Raw genomic sequence first — 17,157 nt, forward strand, 5'->3', positions numbered from 1 at the left:
CAGAAACCGACCCTTTTCATCCACAGAATGAAGATCTCAGGCTATGGCAGATAAAGAGAGTGAAAACAAGGCGTTACTTGAACCTTTTCTGTCGGTGACAAAAAACAGCGGTGAAGTTATTCAGCTACACCCTAATAAAAATAACACCGTACAACCGGTCGCCTTGATGCGCCTGGGACTGTTTGTTCCGACACTGAAATCCACCGCGCGTGGTAAATCAGGCGCGATGGCTTCAACCGATGCCACTAAAGAGCTGAAAAACCTTTCACTGGTGAAAGCTGAAGGCTATGAAAAGATTACCATTACCGGCGCAAGGCTGGATATGGATAATGATTTCAAAACCTGGGCCGGGATCATTCAGTCATTCTCCCGTTATCCATCGAAAGGCGATACGGTGACGCTGCCGTTTATCGATTTCGTAAAAATGTGCGGGATCCCCTCGGCAAACTCTTCTGCAGCCTTACGTAAGCGTTTAGATGCGTCATTACGTCGTATTGCGACCAATACCCTCTCCTTTGAAGGTAATGGCAAAGCCTACCATACCCACCTGGTACAATCGGCCTATTACGATCGGGAAAAGGATGTGGTGCGGATTCAGGCGGATCCTAAGCTGTTCGAGTTGTATAACTTTGATCACAAGGTTTTACTGCAACTCCGCGCTATCTCACGGCTTAAGCGTAAGGAATCTGCTCAGGCGCTTTACACCTATCTGGAGAGCCTGCCAACAAACCCTGCTCCTATCTCATTGGCCCGTTTGCGTATGCGCCTCAACCTGGGTTCGAAAACCACCACCCAGAACCATGTGGTACGTCGTGCCATGGAGCAATTGAAAGAGATTGGTTATCTCGACTATTCAGAAGTGAAACGTGGACGTTCTGTGTTTTTTATTATCCACAGCCGGACACCAAAACTGGATGGGATCAGCAATCTCGAGAGCATTGATGCACTCGACGATCTGGATTTTGATGACTAAGTCATCATGTTCACTGTAATCAGTACATCACGCGTTGCAGTGTCACTTTTAGCCGAAAAGTGACACTTCCCTCCTTTCTGACATTCACTGTAATCAGCTAGCGCCCATAAGATTCACTGCAATCAGTAACGTTCACTGTAATCAGCATTCCTCCCTGTGATCACAAAACCATAATCAATATTATTGGTGTCAGAAGCAGTAATCATCGCTATACATTGATAGTGAGTACTTACATTTATTGTCTCCATGGTTAAAAGATGAGTATCAGAGGGGGTTTTGCTGATTACAGTGAACGCTATCAACTCGTACGCCCCCACTGATTACAGTGAATGCTTAGGTTGTGATGAACTTACTGATTACAGTGGATGTTTTATTTTATATGTATGATTTTAAATGTTTTATTGTCTGGTGAGCCATTGTGTTCACTGTAATCAGCATCTCACGTATTTTCAGGAACAAAAAAGTGACAGGGTTGGTCACGTTTGCCGATTACAGTGAATATTTGCCCCGGTTACTGACTACAGTGAACGCATGATGGGGGTCTGATAGCATGAATTAAACCATTCGCGGCTAACGTCACGGTGTCACTGATTACAGTGAACGTTCTGTTTCTGCAGCTGAGACACGGATGTCAGCGGCTGCCGGTGTTCTTTTCTACTGATTACAGTGAACATCGTCAGCGGGTTTGTGTGTGATCCATTACTGATTACAGTGAATGTTCGGCTCAGTAGTTAACACTACCCCTTACTGATTTCAGTGAACATCACCCCTGCTGTTCATCATTCTCTGCTGATTACAGTGAATGTTTAACTTCTTCATCATAGATACTACTTACTGATTACAGTGAACGCCTGATACGCATGTAGAGCTCATGCCAGTTCCTGATCCCGGCAAATTCCTGACGCAATCCGTCTGCATACCCTCCACTGATTACAGTGAATGTTACTGATTTGGCCTGAGGTACGTAACGCATGAAGAATCCCCTTAAAAGCACTCTCAATCTTGCTGACTACAGTGAATGTTTTCATGTTCCCCTGCCCTATATCGCGGTAAAGCATCAGTCAGGGACAGATGATGGTTGCTCAGAGTACGAAAGCAGCGACTGATTACAGTGAATGTTTGCCGATCTGATGACACGTTGTACTGACTATAGTGAATGGTTGCGGGTTATATAGTCAGGTCTGCTCACTACAGTGAACGTTTGGGGATGCCGGGAAATTTGGCTTACTGACTACAGTGAACCTTAGCGGGGTACGGATAAATATCTTACTGACTACAGTGAACGATTATGGGTTTCACAAATTGCGACTACTGATTACAGTGAACGTTTGATGGAATCTCGGATAGAGTTCTCTTTTACTGATTACAGTGAATGATAGTGGTCCCTTCAATCGGTGTTAAAGAGGCTCTCGTTAGCTTATCCGTGTGGGAGACGGTTACTGATTACAGTGAATGTTTTGTGCGTGCTGCTGATTACAGTGAATCTTTTGCTGATTACAGTGAGTTTATGCCTGCGTTGTTTGTAAAGCTTGCTGACTACAGTGAATCTGTCTCACCTGCACCCTGCACCCTGCACCCTGCACCCTGCACCCTGCACCCTGCTCCGTACTTTTACCCACGACATTACTGATTACAGTGAATCTTTGCAGATAAGCTCAAAAAATGATCATCATTTTTTATTCATTTCATTTGGCTGCTCAGGATTGCAGTACTGATTACAGTGAATGTTTGTAATAACATCCTCTTGGACAAGGTGTTTCGTTCACATCAGTTGTTTCTGAGTAAATGAGATAGATTTGCCTGATGTGCAGGATTTCGGTATAAAGTCATAAATCCTACATGTGTGGAGCAACTATGGCTAACGATGAAAAGCAGGTTCTGAAGGTCGCTCAACGTTCTGAGAAAATGCTCATGAGCCTGACGGAGCAGATTCAGGCACAAAAAGAAGAGTTGCAGGAAAATACTTTTTACCAGGTTTACGCTAAAGCCGCACTGGCAAAGTTACCCAAGCTGACACGCGCCAGTGTCGATTATGCTGTGAATGAGATGGAAGAAAACGGGTATCCGTTTGATAAGCGTGCCGCCGGTAGCTCAACCAAATATGCAATGTCGATTCAGAACATTATCGACATCTATCATCATCGTGGTGTGCCCAAGTACCGCGATCGTCACGGTGATGCATTCACATTATTTGTGGGTAACCTGAAAGGTGGTGTGTCGAAAACGGTATCTACTGTTTCGCTGGCCCACGCGCTGCGCGCACACCCACACCTGTTATTTGAAGATTTACGCATTCTGGTTATCGATCTTGACCCGCAATCTTCCGCTACCATGTTCCTCAATCATGAGCGTTCAGTGGGATTAGTTGAAGCTACCGCGGCACAGGCGATGTTACAGAATGTCAGCCGCGAAGAATTGCTCAACGAATTTATCGTGCCTTCCATTATTCCTGGTGTGGATGTGCTGCCCGCGTCCATCGATGATGCGTTTATCGCTTCACGCTGGGATGAGCTTTGTGCCGAGCATCTGCCCCAGCACAATGTCCATTCTGTATTGCACGATAATGTTATCGCCAAGCTGAAGAAAGACTATGACTTCATCTTTATCGACAGTGGCCCTCACCTCGATGCATTCCTGAAAAACGCCATTGCTGCGTCTGACTTACTGATGACGCCAGTGCCCCCGGCACAGGTCGATTTTCACTCCACCCTGAAGTATCTGACGCGTCTGCCAGAGCTGATTGGCATCATTGAAGAATCCGGCGCAAGTTGTCGTTTACAGGGCAATATTGGATTTATGTCGAAGCTCTCCAATAAAGCGGACCACAAACTCTGCCACAGCCTTGCTAAAGAGATTTTTGGCGGTGACATGCTGGATGCCGCCTTACCGAGGCTTGATGGCTTTGAGCGCTGCGGAGAGTCGTTCGACACCGTCATTTCGGCCAACCCTTCTACCTACGTAGGTAGCAGTGAAGCCCTGAAGAATGCGCGTTCGGCTGCGGAGGATTTTGCCAAAGCCGTGTTTGATCGCATTGAATTTATTCGCCTGAACTGAGGTTACTATGAGCGCAAAACGCATAACGATTGGCAGAACTTTTAGCCAGACACCGCTGCAAACAGAAGAAACATCAGAAGGCCATACCCAGACTTTTATCCTGTCCACAGGTAAACGCGCCCAGTTCACGCTGGAGCACATTGCTGCAAAAGATATCGAAGATAAAACCTTTGTCGTGATGGAAACCAACGGCCGTGACCAATCGGGTCTGACACCCGAATCACTGCGCGACATTATCCGTACCATCAAACTCCAGCAGTTCTTTCCTGCCATTGGCGTCAAGCGTAATGACCGTATCGAGATTCTCGATGGTTCACGCCGCCGTGCTGCTGCGCTGCATTGTAAAACGGGTCTTGATGTTCTGGTTACCGATGCTTCAATTACGGCAGAAGAAGCCCGTCGTCTGGCACAGGATATTCAGACTGCCCGTGAACACAACTTGCGTGAGGTAGGCATGCGCCTGCTGGCGCTGAAAGATGGGGGATTGTCGCAAAAAGAAATTGCCCAGAGCGAAGGTCTTTCTCAGGCCAAAGTGACACGCGCATTGCAGGCGGCCAGTGTGCCTGCCGATCTCATCACGTTATTCCCTAACCACTCAGAGCTGACCTATCCCGATTATAAATCTCTGTTGCAGGCTTATGAAAAGTTACAGGAGACGGGGCAGACGGTTGATGCGTTGATTGATGCCATTGGTATGGATGTTGATACCGTTTGTGCCAGAGACGGATTAGCGGAAGATGAAGTGAAGAACGGTATTTTGCGTCTGGTGCGTAATGGCAGTCAGACACTGGTGCAGTCCCCCGCTAAAGATAAAGTTGTCGCCACCGCACTCTGGACCTTTGCTGACAAAGACCGCTTTGCACGTAAAAAGACGCGTGGACGCATGTTCAGCTATGAATTTAATCGACAGTCAAAAGAACTTCAGGACGAGTTGGATCGGGTGATTAACGAGACCCTGAACAAATACCTCAATCAATAAGCAATGCCGCCTTCGGGCGGTTTTTTTTGCCTCCTTTTCCTTCGCCAGCGTAATTTCACCGCTAACTGCATGAAATATCAGTAATGAGGTCTAAAATTTCAGGCTGAAATCGCCATGATTTCACTCATTACGGACAATCCCTCCGATCATTGAACACAACCGGTGACGGCAAATTAACCATCCCGGTGTGAAGGTAATAATCCATTAAATTAAGATTGCCTGGATCCGCACTGGTCGGGAAATTATAAAGCTCGCCACGCCGATTTCACGCCTATCTCTATGAATATAATGATTTTTAGAAAAGGATTTCAGGGTGAAATCGCCACGTTGATGCACCGTCCCGAGACACCATAATAAATACTGGCCAAAATTAGCCAGATGATATGCAACGATTTATCCACAGAAAAAGTGGATAACTTTCTTCACACAGCAATTTGCTATGAGCCTCAACTCAAGCCCGCAAACGTGATGTAGAAGAGAATTGCCAGACAGCATCTCTGACCCGAACCGGTTTATTAATTAAACCCAGCGCATAGAAACGATCGGCAATCGTCTGCTGTTCTCTGATAACTTCAAAAGCCATAGCCCGGGTCTGGTGACTGCGACGTGATAAAGCACGCTCAACCGAGTGAGTTTCGAGACCCAATTCCTGGGCCAGCAGCATGGCGGATTGCTGTCTGTGACTATCGATAAACTGCCCGGTCTGCTGCAAGGCCTCCACCAGCTGGTGCACAATGTCATCGTGCTGCTGCACGTAATCACGGCGAGCCAGATAGAATTGATGGTTCCGAACGCGCCCTTCTCCATTGGCGATAATACGTAATGTTGGGTTATTTTCTGCCGCGCTAAGTAATGGGTCCCACATCATCCAGGCATCTACAGCAAGATAATCGCTTACGGTTAACGGATATTTTGGTGGAGCGTAAACCACTTTTATCTCATCAAGACCAATCCCTGCTTCATCCAGCAACTGCAACAATAACCAATGAACATTGGATCCTTTATTGACAGAAATGCGTTTGCCGCGCAAATCGGCCAGAGTGGTGATGTCGCTTTCGCTGGGGACAACGATGCCAACGCTGCTCGGCGCAGGGGGTTCCCAGGCGATGTAAGTCACCGCATTACCGCTGGATTGCGCAAAGATCGGGGGAACCTCCCCGGTTGTGCCGAAATCAATTTCATTGTTCTGCAAGGCGTAAAGCAACTGGGGGCCCGCGGGGAACTCACTCCAAAGTACATTTACCCCCTGCTTTGCAAAGCACTGTTCAAGGCTCTGGCGGGCTTTTAACACGCCAAGATTGCCAAATTTTTGGTAACCAATACGAAGTTCGCGCTCACCAGTCGGAGACATCAGGGAAGTTGTCTGGGGAGCAGAAGAGGATTTGCGACGGCCTTTAATCACGCCCTGATTGGCCAAATGAGTGCGTAAGGTATGGCGACTAATACCTAATAACGTGGCGGCCTGGGTCTGATTGTTATCAGTCAATTCAAGTGCGCTATTGATCAGGCTATTGACCACCCGGTCAAACAACTGATGTGGCTCATTGGCTAAATGCTGACGTAAAAAGTTATCAAGTGACGAATCTGGTACATCAGCAAAGCGGTGTTCACTGTAACCGGCAAGTCGCAGCTGTGCGGGAGTAAGGATTTCCTCCCGGCTAAGCAAAACCGCGTTGTGCAACGTATTCTCGAGCTCACGGATATTGCCTGGCCAGCTGTATTCGAGTAACGCTTCGAGTGCCTCGGATGACAACCGCCTAGCCGGGCGACCGAGGCGTCGTGAATACAGGTTAAGGAAATGCTGAGCTAACCGGGATGTCTTCGCGCCGCTGACGCAAGGGGGGCAACGGGACTACAGCAATATTGAGACGATAAAATAAATCCTCACGGAAACGACGTTCACGAATTGCCTGGGCGAGGTCAACGTGTGTGGCTGCAATGACCCTGACATCCACTTTGATGGGTTTACGCGAACCGACACGCGTAAACTCACGTTCCTGCAATACGCGGAGAAGTTTAACCTGCAATGGTAAACTGAGTTCGCCAATCTCATCCAGCAGCAGTGTGCCACCCTGAGCTGATTCAAACCAGCCCGGGTGTGCCTGGGTCGCGCCGGTAAACGCGCCTTTCTCATGTCCGAATAACTCCGCCTCGGCAAGGCTCTCAGCTAATGCGCCGCAGTTGACGGCGAGAAAAGGGCCATGACGGCGTGCACTGTTATGATGCAGATAGCGCGCAACCACTTCTTTTCCGGTACCGGTCTCGCCGACAATCAGCACCGTAGCATCAGTCGGCGCAAACTTATCAAGCAACGACTGGAAAGCGCGTGATGCGGGATCAACCAGACGAGGTGAATCATTGAAATCAGCATAGGTTGTCAGCATGGTGTGTATCCTTAGAGAAACATAACCAAACGCTAACCAGGCACGTTCACTGTGAACAGCAGGAAAAAAGCATAACGAGTTGCAAATGCAGCAAATGCTGTTGTGGCATGGTTGCGATTGCAACAGGCCAGATAGCAGCACCAGGCAATAACCTACTGATAAACGGTAATTTATCGAAATTGCGAAGCTGGCATGGTTTTCGCTATGGTCTATATAACTAAATAAATGCACCCAAATGTTCATTTTTGAATAAAGTTATATAGGAAATGCATACAGGCAATGGGGAAAAGGCGATGCAGACACCGCATGTGATTATCGTTGGAGGCGGGTTCAGTGGTACGGCGCTGGCGATTCATCTTGCCCGAACTGCGACGACGCCCCTGCGCGTGACAGTGGTTGAACCAAGAGACAGCCTCGGCGCTGGCGTGGCTTATTCGACCCGGGAGCCTGCGCATCGCATCAATGTACCCGCTGCGCGTATGCAACTGAGCGGTGAAGAGCAGGGCGCTTTTGACCGCTGGTATCGTCAGCAACCCGAATGTTCACTGGATTCAGTAGCGCATTGCGCTGATGGCGCGGTTTACCCACAACGTGGGATGTTTGGTCGCTATCTGGCGGAGCAATTTGCGCAGGCAGCCTTACAACATCCACAGGTGGCATTGCAGCACATTCAGGCCAGCGCCATCGCCTGGGAAGGGGAGCAACTGCTGCTTAGCAACGGGGACGCGCTACAAGGCGATGTGCTGGCATTGGCAATCAGCCATCCGCCACCGGCACTGCCACGCGCCTTACTCCCTTTTGCGGCACATCCTGCATTGATTGCCAATCCCTGGCTACCGGGAGTGCTGGATAACATTGCTGTGAATGCCTCGGTCGCGATTATCGGTACCGGCCTGAGTATGGCGGATGTGGTGGCATCGCTGGCAACGCGTCAGCATCACGGGCCGTTGCTGGCGTTCTCACGTCGTGGGCAACTGTCGCGTGCCAATCTGAGCGGAGACTGGCCGGAATGGACGCTTGCTCCGCAGCAGCAACCGAGCGTACGGCAGTGGCTACACCATATCCGTACGGAAGTAGCACGCGCCGCCGACCAACAATTGCCGTGGCAGCGTGTGCTGGATGAGGTGCGCGTGCAGGGACAGGATATCTGGCAGTCCTTACCGCTACGGGAACAGCAACGTTTTGTGCGTCATCTGCGTTCATGGTGGGATGTCCATCGTTACCGCATCGCGCCACAGGTGGCGACGGTCATAACCGAACGCCAGCAGGTGGGCAGCCTGCGCGTGTTAGCCGCACGCCTGATCAGGATCGATGCCAGCGAGAAGCAACTGACAATTCAGCTGCATACGCGCCATGGTGTGACGGAAAATCATCAACTCGATCACCTGATTGTCACGACCGGCCCCGGCCATGAGGCATTAACCGCCAGCCAGCCGTTGCTAAAGTCGCTCAGTCAACAGGGCATCATTCGTGCCGATGCGCTGGGATTTGGCATTGATGTCGATCGCCACTCCCATACGCTGACGCAATCCGGCCAGCCGAACGCCAGGTTGTTCGTTGTCGGCCCGGCAGCCCGCGCGCGCTTTGGTGAGCTGATGGGCTTGCCGCAGGTGGCTAATCATGCCGCTGACGTCGCACGCCAGATTCTGGCATCGCTGCCACTCACTCACGCGGAGCGATGTCCCCCTTCCGCCCCTTAATTCCCCAACCTTTCCCAAAAAATTAACTGACGAACGCCGGGTCGCACAGCGATCACGGCCTCGCTATGGAGATTGCTATGCCATCGCAACGTGAAATTCGCCTGAATGCTTTTGATATGAACTGTGTTGGACACCAGTCGCCGGGCCTGTGGGCGCACCCGCGTGATCGTTCCTGGCAATATAAAGACCTGGAATATTGGGTCGATTTAGCCCGCCTGCTGGAGCGCGGAAAATTCGATGGGCTGTTTATCGCCGATGTGCTGGGTGTTTACGATGTCCTTAACGGTAATGGCGATGCGGCCATACGCCAGGCGACACAGGTTCCAGTGAACGATCCGCTGGCGTTAATTACGCCGATGGCGCTGGTGACCGAACATCTGGGGTTTGGACTGACGGCATCGTTGTCGTTTGAACACCCTTATCCATTTGCCCGCCGTCTCTCGACACTCGATCATCTGACCAAAGGGCGTATCGGCTGGAATATTGTCACGTCGTACCTGGAGAGTGGCGCGCGCAATATCGGTCATAAAGCGCAAACCGATCACGACAGCCGTTACGACTATGCCGACGAGTATTTGCAGGTTGTTTATAAACTGCTGGAAGGCAGCTGGGAAGCGGATGCGGTGCTGCGAGACCGCGAGCGACGTATCTTTAGCGACCCACGCAAAATCCATCCTATTAACCATCAGGGAACCTTCTTCAACGTGCCGGGCATTCACCTTTGCGAACCCTCTCCACAACGCACGCCGGTATTGTATCAGGCAGGGGCTTCCAGCCGGGGCAAGCAATTTGCGGCGGAACACGCTGAATGCGTATTCGTGGCTGCACCCTCCAAAGTGCTACTGAAGAAAACTGTGGCGGACATTCGTCGTCGCGCGGCAGAAGCGGGGCGCGATCCACGCAGCATTCTGATCTTTAACCTGCAAACGGTAATTGTCGGTGAAACCGATAAAGCGGCGCAGGCGAAATGGCAGGAATACAAAAATTGGGTGAGCTACGAAGGTGCGCTGGCGCTGGTATCAGGCTGGACCGGTATCGACTTCGGTCAGTACCAACCGGATCAGGTGCTGAAGTATCTGCACACCAACGCCATCCAGTCGGCGGTTGAAACTTTCTCAACGGCTGACCCCAATCGCCAGTGGACGGTTGCCGCGCTGGCGGAGTGGGTTGGCATTGGTGGCTTTGGCCCACTGCTGGTCGGCAGTGCGGTAACGGTAGCCGATGAACTGCAAAGCTGGGTGGAAGAAACTGACGTCGATGGCTTTAACCTCGCGTATGCGCTGACTCACGAAACCTTCGAGGACGTGGTGGAGCTGCTAATCCCTGAGTTGCAAAAACGTGGCGTATATAAGCAGGACTATGCCAGCGGCACGCTGCGTGAAAAATTGTTCGCCGCGGGGCCACAGTTGCAGACACCGCATCCCGGGGCAGGTTATCGCGTGCAGTCTGTACCGCAGGAGGTCATATGATCGAGATCGACGCGCTGAGTAAGCACTATCGCGCCCCCGATGGCCGGGTGACCGAGGTACTGAAGTCGATCAGCCTTGAAGTCAAGCCCGGCAACATCACGGCGGTGGTCGGGCCAAGTGGCGCAGGGAAATCGACGCTGGCGAAATGCATCAGCCTGCTGGAACAGCCGAGTGCGGGTAGCATCCGCGTTAATGGTCACGATCTTTCACGTCTGAGTGGTGAGGCGCTGCGGCGTGAACGACGTGCCATCGGGACAGTGTTTCAGTCTTCCGCATTATTGCAGCGTAAATCAGCGTGGGAAAACGTCGCGCTGCCACTGCGTTATCTCGGGGTGGTTGAACGCGATATCGCCGCACGGGTAGGGGAATTGCTTGAAAACGTCGGACTGAGTCATAAAGCCCGCGCTTTTCCCGGGCAGCTTTCCGGTGGACAGCGTCAACGCATTGGTATCGCCCGTGCGCTGGCGCTGCGTCCCTCGGTATTACTGGCCGATGAAGCGACATCCGGCCTTGACCCGGAAGCCACCGTCACCATTCTCGACCTGCTGCGCAAGCTACGTGATGAATATCGTCTGGCAATCGTATTAATCACCCATGAGATGGACGCGGTGCGCCGTGCGGCAGACGCCGTCGCGGAGATTCGTGACGGGCAGATTGTGCATTACGGCGTGGTGAAACAATTGCTGGCGCAGCCTGATTCGCACCTGGCACAGCAGTTGTTGCCGCTGGCTCCACAGTCCGCGTCGTCAGAACTGGTACTGCAGCTCAGCTATCGCACCGATGTGCCGGTCGCCAGTGACTGGATATCGCGGCTGAGTCAGCAATTCGCGCTGCGTATCGATCTGTTGGGGGCGCACGTTGAGCAGGTTAATGGTCTGCAGCTGGGACGATTGCAGGTTGGTGTACATTTCCAGCGTGAGCGTGTGTCGCTGTCGCATCTAATCAACCAGCTGGAGCTGCTGGGGTTGAGTGCCAGCGTGGTCGCGGGTGTAACGATGCTAAAGGAGGCGGTATGAGCGTCTCGGTGATGAGTCAGGATACCCCATGGAACGAGATCCCGGCGCTAATGCTGCCTGCCATCGGTGAAACCGCGTTAATGGTCGGTATCGTGATGTTGTTTGTCGTGACCTGCGGCGGGGTTGTGGGGGTGGTGCTGTTTAACACCTCCGCGCGGGGGCTGTTTCCCCATCGCGGTGTAAATCGGGTACTGAGCTGGATCGTCAATATGGGGCGTTCATTGCCTTTTCTGGTACTGATGGCAGCGATTATCCCGTTCACCTTCTGGCTCACTGGCACCACCATCGGCATTCCGGCGGCAGTGGTGCCGATGATCGCGGCGGGTATCCCATTTTTTGGCCGCCTGGTGGATAACGCGCTGCGTGAATTGCCGGGAGAAGTGACGGCCGTGGGCATGGTATGCGGTGGTTCGCGCTGGCAGATCATTCGCCAGGCGCAGCTGAGTGAAGCCCTGCCAGCCATCGTCGCCGCCATCACCCTCAACCTGATTTCCATGATCGAGTATTCCGCGATTGCCGGCACCATCGGCGCAGGCGGGATCGGCTATCTGGCAGTGGTGTACGGCTACCAGCGTTTTGATAACCACATCATGATCGCCACCATCGTGGTGCTGATCTCCTTTATTCAAACGATTCAATTTCTGGGTGACCGCCTGGTTACCGCATTACGCCATCCTCAGGGGACATCGCTATGACAACACAGGAATTTGAGTTACGTAAAACCCGCCGCTGGCCGTGGCTGCTACTGATTATAGTGGTCATTGCTGGCGCGGCGGCGGCATGGTTCTGGCGTAGCCAGCAACCACAAGCAGTCGTGTTTGGCACCTCGTTAAAAATTCACTATGAACCGGCGATGGCAGGCGAGCAGAAGCTGATTGAGTTTGTGAACGATCATATCGCGCCAGATTATGGTTTGAAGCTGGAGGCGGTAGGGGTTCAGGACCCGGTACAGGCCGATCGGGCAGTGGCTGAGGGGCAATACGCCGCCACGGTTTACCAGCACCAATGGTGGCTGAAGCAGGTGGTGGATGCGAATAATTTTGCCCTGACGCCTGCGCTGCCGTTGTTCCAGTGGGCATTTGGTATCTATTCGTATCGTTATCGCTCGGTAGAAGACTTGCCACCGGGTGCCACCATTGTGGTGCCGGATGACGGGGCGAACCAGGGACAGGCGCTGTGGCTGCTGGCACGCCAGGGGTTGATCACCCTCGACCCGAATGTCGAGCCCCGTACGGCAAAACTAAAAAACATCACCGGCAATCCGCATGGTTTTGTGTTCAAAGAGCTGGATTTGCTGACGATGCCGCGTGCGCTGAACTCCGTTGACGCCGCAATTGGTTATGTATCGCAGTTTGATGCCGGTAAAGTGCCACGCGACAAAGGGATTTTGTTCCCGCCCGCACCAAGGACTTTTGCCTCACAGCTGGTGATCGGCACGCCGTATCTGTCGCAGGAGAATATCGAAAAGCTGAAAAAAGCGTTTTCTGACCCCCGCTTACAGCAATGGTTAAAAACTACCGATGATCCACTGGTAAAAGGTGTTTTGGTGCCGGTATCCGCTAACTAAACTCACATTTTAGCCGACTTACCCGGTCACGCGAGGTGTGACCGGGTTTTTGTGTTTTTCCTTTTTTATGTTATTGATATTAAACAAATTAATATCTATATTTGTTGTTTTGCATCGCTGGATTTAACGCCTATAACAACCTCACCTGCATAACTAAAAACATCGTGAGGCGTTATGAGTACCATCCCTTTAGAAAACACCTTGCCGGTTTCAGAGCCGGTTCGTTCGGTCAGCGATGTCGCGCGGCTGATCAACACCCGCAGTGAGAAAAACAACTATGCCCGCATGATAGTGTTTCTTGCGCTGGGTGGCGTCTTCCTCGACGCCTATGACCTCACTACGCTGTCATACGGTATTGATGACGTGGTGCGCGAATTCCAGATCTCTCCTTTTATTACCGGGCTGGTGACCTCATCGATCATGGTCGGGACCATCGTCGGTAACCTGATTGGCGGCTGGCTGACCGATAAATATGGCCGCTACTCGGTATTTATGGCCGACATGCTGTTCTTCGTGGTGTCGGCCATTGCTGCCGGGCTGGCACCCAATGTCTGGGTGCTGATTGGTGCGCGCTTCCTGATGGGCATTGGCGTGGGGATTGATTTGCCCGTGGCGATGTCGTACCTGGCGGAATTTTCCAAATTCGCCGGGAAAGGCAACAAAGCGGCCCGGCTCGCCGCCTGGTGTCCGATGTGGTATGCCGCATCGACACTTTGCTTCCTGCTGATTTTCGGCCTCTATTTCCTGTTACCAAAGGAACACCTCGACTGGCTGTGGCGCGCTTCGCTGTTGTTTGGCGCAGTACCTGCCTTGCTGATCATTGCGGTGCGCAGCAAATTTATGAACGAATCCCCTCTGTGGGCGGCCAATCAGGGTGACCTGAAATCGGCGGTACGTATCCTGCGTGATTCTTATGGCATCCATGCCCATGAAGCGGAACCGGAAGCGCCTCCGGCATCAGCCGCGCCAAAGGTGAGTTTCCGCGTATTGTTTCAAAAACCGTGGCGTGAACGCACCATCGTGGCTGGGGTGATGAACATCTGCATCTCGTTTGAATACACCGCGATTGCTTTCTTCCTGCCGTCGATTCTGGCGCAATTTCTCGGCGCAGGCGTATTTGAAACCATTTCGGCCTCGCTCGGCCTGAATGCGTTGTTCGCCTTCACCGGCGGCCTGCTGGGCATGCGTCTGGCATGGAAGTATCCATCGCGTCATGTGGCGATCGCTGGATTTGCCCTGCAATTCCTCGCCCTGATTGCGCTGGCGTTGATTGGTCATCCCGAGGCGGTAGCGGGCATCGTGTTTGCCGTGCTGATGCTGGGTCTGTGGCTGTTTGCCGAAGGTTTTGGTCCGGGGGCGCAATTGATGGTCTATCCGGCGTTGTCTTATCCCACGTCGATTCGTGCCACCGGCGTTGGCTTCAGTCGCGCGTTGTCTGGCATTGGTAGCGCTCTCGCGCTGTTTATTCTGCCGATGCTGCAATCGGCGCTCGGTACCAACATGTTCTGGGTAGTGTCACTCAGCGCGCTTATCCCGATCTTCTTTCTGCTGGCGGTGCGCCATGAGCCCACCCGTCACGATATCGATGACCTTTCCCCTCAGGAGTAAACCATGACTTTACTTGCCACAGGCACTGATTACACCCAGCTTGCCGCCCATTTTCGTCCGGTGTTTGCCCGCATCGCGACGGGTGCGGCCGACCGCGAACGTCACCGCACGCTACCGGATGAACCCCTGCAATGGCTGAAAGAGGCGGGTTTTGGCACGGTACGTATCCCACGTGAAAAAGGTGGCTGGGGAGCATCACTCCCGCAGCTGTTCCAGTTGCTGACCGAACTGGCCGAAGCGGATTCCAATCTGCCACAGGCGCTGCGCGCCCATTTTGCCTTTGTTGAAGATCGACTGAATCAGCCGGATAGTCAGGAACGTGATGGCTGGTTCCGCCGTTTTATCGATGGCGAGCTGGTGGGCAGCGGGTGGACGGAAATTGGCACGGTTAAACTGGGTGATGTTGTTACCCGCGTCACGCCGAATGAAAAAGGCTGGACGCTCAACGGCGAGAAGTTTTACAGCACTGGTACCCTGTTTGCCGACTGGATTGATGTCTATGCACGGCGCAATGACAACCAGGGCGATGTGATTGCCCTGGTCAGCACCCATCAACCCGGCGTAAGTCGTGACGATGACTGGGATGGTTTCGGGCAGCGCTTAACCGGCAGCGGCACCACGCGTTTTGAGAACGCCTATGTTGAGCAGCAGCATGTGTTCGATTTTGCCGAGCGCTTCCGCTATCAAACCGCGTTCTATCAACATGTATTGCTGGCGACGCTGGCCGGTATTGCCCGCGCGGTCGCGCGGGATGCGGCACAGGGGGTGGCGGCTCGCCAGCGGATATACAGCCACAGCAACGGCAGCGCGTCACGTCAGGATGTGCAGGTGTTGCAGGTGGTTGGTGAAGTGACCAGCCTGGCTTTTGCCGTGGAGGCGACGGTGATCCGCGCGGCACATTCACTGCAATCAGCATATGAAGCGCATATCAGCGCTGACGAGGATTACATCAACGCCGTCAATGCCGAGGCGGAAGCCGAAGCCGGACAGGCGCAGGTGATTGCCAGTGAACTGGTGCCCCGTGCCGCGACAGAATTGTTCAATGCGCTGGGGGCGTCCGATACCCGTCTGAGCAAAGCGCTGGACCGCCACTGGCGTAACGCCCGTACTGTGGCTTCCCACAATCCGGTGATCTACAAAGCACGCGATATTGGCAACTGGAAGGTGAATGGCACACCACCGACAGCCATCTGGCAAATCGGCGGGGTGTAGCGGCGTGATTTATCACGCAATTCCGCGCGCGGTGTTGGAAAATACCGCGCGATAAATTGCGCAGCTAAGGTATGTGCAAATTATTGGGTTGCTTTTTTATCCAGCGACCAGGTTGCGCTGCGCACGTCCACCTTCACCGGCAGCAGGCCGACACGGGTAAAACTATCCGCCAGAGCCTGCTGTTCAGTAAATACCTGCGGTGTCATGCGTTGCGCGCCATAGGGCAGGCGTGCCAGCGTGGTTTGCCAGATAGCTTTATCCAGCCCGGTAGATTTTGACAGAATCGCAGCGGCATCATCCTGGTGCTGGTTAGCCCAGTCGCTAAGCTTACTCAGCTCCTCTACCACCTGTTGCGCCGCTTCTGGATAGGTTTCCGCAAAATGACGGCTGGCGAGATAGAAGGTGTAATGTGGCACCAGGCCTTCGGCATTACGCACCTGACGTGCGCCGGTATGCGCTTCCACTTCGGCGAGGAACGGATCCCAGATCACCCAGGCATCAATCGCACCTTTCTGAAACGCAGCACGGGCATCGGCGGGGGGCAGATAAACCGGTTTGATATCTTTGTAGCTTAGCCCGGCTTCTTCCAGCGCTTTCACCAGCAGATAATTGACGTCCGAACCTTTATTCAGACCAACGCGTTTGCCTTTGAGATCGGCCACGCTTTTGATCGGTGAATCGCTGGGTACCACGATTGCTTCCGTTTTCGGATTAGCCGGTGAATGCGCGAGGTAGACCAAATCCGCTTTAGCCGCCTGAGCGAAGGCCGGTGGCGCATCCCCGGTAGCGGCGAGATCGATACTGCCGACGTTCAGCCCTTCCAGCATTTGTGGTCCGGCAGGAAATTCGACCCAGCGAACGTTAATCCCCTCTTTTTTAAAGGTGTCATCCAGCGAGCCACGGTACTTCAGCAACGCGAAGATGTTGGCTTTCTGATAACCGATAGTGACGGTTTGCGGATTCGCCGCGAAGCTGTGTGCGGAGAGCAGCCCAAGGCTTAACGCCAGCGTGCTTAATACATGCGTTTTACGTTTCATCGTTGTTCTCTCGTGGTTTTTTTCACCACCATAACAAAGCATGCATATAACCAATAAATAACGATTTTCGATCGCTTATAACTTTATTCGCTGATTTGTTCACATTCACTGTAATCAGTAAAGCGGGAAAAATGTCGCGCGGAATTTCCATAGATGCC

General features: G+C 52.6%; 11 protein-coding genes and 1 pseudogene. 10 read left to right on the top strand and 2 right to left on the bottom strand.

Annotated features, from left to right (window positions below; all coding sequences use genetic code 11):
- Nucleotides 1-43: 43 nt before the first annotated feature.
- From AC6I8X_RS20110 to AC6I8X_RS20120, 3 genes are all read left to right on the top strand, one after another.
- Nucleotides 44-973 (top strand): RepB family plasmid replication initiator protein, encoded by a 930-nt coding sequence (locus AC6I8X_RS20110; RefSeq protein ID WP_299450452.1) that lies wholly within the window; start codon nucleotides 44-46, stop codon nucleotides 971-973.
- Nucleotides 974-2,827: 1,854 nt separating this feature from the next.
- Complete coding sequence (locus AC6I8X_RS20115; protein ID WP_084881176.1) at nucleotides 2,828-4,027, top strand: AAA family ATPase; 1,200 nt, start codon at nucleotides 2,828-2,830, stop codon at nucleotides 4,025-4,027.
- Between the two features lie 7 nt (nucleotides 4,028-4,034).
- Complete coding sequence (locus AC6I8X_RS20120; protein WP_313684934.1) at nucleotides 4,035-5,006, top strand: ParB family protein; 972 nt, start codon at nucleotides 4,035-4,037, stop codon at nucleotides 5,004-5,006.
- A gap of 451 nt (nucleotides 5,007-5,457) precedes the next feature.
- Here AC6I8X_RS20120 and AC6I8X_RS20125 read toward each other — a convergent pair.
- Nucleotides 5,458-7,390: pseudogene (locus AC6I8X_RS20125) on the bottom strand (sigma-54-dependent Fis family transcriptional regulator).
- 293 nt (nucleotides 7,391-7,683) lie between these two features.
- Between AC6I8X_RS20125 and AC6I8X_RS20130 the strand changes: the two are divergent.
- The 7 genes from AC6I8X_RS20130 to AC6I8X_RS20160 all read left to right on the top strand — a co-directional run bounded on the left by AC6I8X_RS20130 (nucleotide 7,684) and on the right by AC6I8X_RS20160 (nucleotide 15,962).
- Nucleotides 7,684-9,090 (top strand): FAD/NAD(P)-binding protein, encoded by a 1,407-nt coding sequence (locus AC6I8X_RS20130; protein WP_313684930.1) that lies wholly within the window; start codon nucleotides 7,684-7,686, stop codon nucleotides 9,088-9,090.
- A 77-nt stretch (nucleotides 9,091-9,167) separates the two neighbouring features.
- Nucleotides 9,168-10,559: an LLM class flavin-dependent oxidoreductase gene (locus AC6I8X_RS20135; protein WP_497841264.1), complete on the top strand. Its 1,392-nt coding sequence runs from the start codon at nucleotides 9,168-9,170 to the stop codon at nucleotides 10,557-10,559.
- The gene (locus tag AC6I8X_RS20140) at nucleotides 10,556-11,575 is read left to right on the top strand and encodes a methionine ABC transporter ATP-binding protein (protein ID WP_497841265.1); all 1,020 of its coding nucleotides are present in this window, start codon (nucleotides 10,556-10,558) and stop codon (nucleotides 11,573-11,575) included. The genes AC6I8X_RS20135 and AC6I8X_RS20140 overlap by 4 nt, the downstream gene beginning before the upstream one ends.
- Complete coding sequence (locus tag AC6I8X_RS20145) at nucleotides 11,572-12,270, top strand: methionine ABC transporter permease (protein WP_497841266.1); 699 nt, start codon at nucleotides 11,572-11,574, stop codon at nucleotides 12,268-12,270. Before AC6I8X_RS20140 ends, AC6I8X_RS20145 begins: the two co-directional genes overlap by 4 nt.
- On the top strand, nucleotides 12,267-13,142 hold the full coding sequence (locus tag AC6I8X_RS20150; RefSeq protein ID WP_497841267.1) for a MetQ/NlpA family ABC transporter substrate-binding protein: 876 nt from the start codon (nucleotides 12,267-12,269) through the stop codon (nucleotides 13,140-13,142). The genes AC6I8X_RS20145 and AC6I8X_RS20150 overlap by 4 nt, the downstream gene beginning before the upstream one ends.
- A gap of 174 nt (nucleotides 13,143-13,316) precedes the next feature.
- On the top strand, nucleotides 13,317-14,750 hold the full coding sequence (locus tag AC6I8X_RS20155; RefSeq protein WP_497841268.1) for an MFS transporter: 1,434 nt from the start codon (nucleotides 13,317-13,319) through the stop codon (nucleotides 14,748-14,750).
- Nucleotides 14,751-14,753: 3 nt separating this feature from the next.
- Complete coding sequence (locus AC6I8X_RS20160) at nucleotides 14,754-15,962, top strand: acyl-CoA dehydrogenase family protein (RefSeq protein ID WP_313684918.1); 1,209 nt, start codon at nucleotides 14,754-14,756, stop codon at nucleotides 15,960-15,962.
- Nucleotides 15,963-16,042: 80 nt separating this feature from the next.
- Here AC6I8X_RS20160 and AC6I8X_RS20165 read toward each other — a convergent pair whose 3' ends face one another.
- On the bottom strand, nucleotides 16,043-16,999 hold the full coding sequence (locus AC6I8X_RS20165; protein WP_497841269.1) for a sulfonate ABC transporter substrate-binding protein: 957 nt from the start codon (nucleotides 16,997-16,999) through the stop codon (nucleotides 16,043-16,045).
- Nucleotides 17,000-17,157 lie beyond the last annotated feature (158 nt).

It is taken from the genome of Pantoea sp. X-Soil-TKNS-1280, from assembly GCF_059730475.1.

Bases quoted from the DNA above. Each gene is read 5' to 3' on its own strand.
- AC6I8X_RS20160 (WP_313684918.1), top strand. From the start codon at position 14,754: ATGACTTTACTTGCCACAGGCACTGATTACACCCAGCTTGCCGCCCAT.
- AC6I8X_RS20130 (WP_313684930.1), top strand. From the start codon at position 7,684: ATGCAGACACCGCATGTGATTATCGTTGGAGGCGGGTTCAGTGGTACG.
- AC6I8X_RS20155 (WP_497841268.1), top strand. From the start codon at position 13,317: ATGAGTACCATCCCTTTAGAAAACACCTTGCCGGTTTCAGAGCCGGTT.
- AC6I8X_RS20150 (WP_497841267.1), top strand. From the start codon at position 12,267: ATGACAACACAGGAATTTGAGTTACGTAAAACCCGCCGCTGGCCGTGG.
- AC6I8X_RS20120 (WP_313684934.1), top strand. From the start codon at position 4,035: ATGAGCGCAAAACGCATAACGATTGGCAGAACTTTTAGCCAGACACCG.
- AC6I8X_RS20115 (WP_084881176.1), top strand. From the start codon at position 2,828: ATGGCTAACGATGAAAAGCAGGTTCTGAAGGTCGCTCAACGTTCTGAG.
- AC6I8X_RS20110 (WP_299450452.1), top strand. From the start codon at position 44: ATGGCAGATAAAGAGAGTGAAAACAAGGCGTTACTTGAACCTTTTCTG.
- AC6I8X_RS20135 (WP_497841264.1), top strand. From the start codon at position 9,168: ATGCCATCGCAACGTGAAATTCGCCTGAATGCTTTTGATATGAACTGT.
- AC6I8X_RS20140 (WP_497841265.1), top strand. From the start codon at position 10,556: ATGATCGAGATCGACGCGCTGAGTAAGCACTATCGCGCCCCCGATGGC.
- AC6I8X_RS20165 (WP_497841269.1), bottom strand. From the start codon at position 16,999: ATGAAACGTAAAACGCATGTATTAAGCACGCTGGCGTTAAGCCTTGGG.
- AC6I8X_RS20145 (WP_497841266.1), top strand. From the start codon at position 11,572: ATGAGCGTCTCGGTGATGAGTCAGGATACCCCATGGAACGAGATCCCG.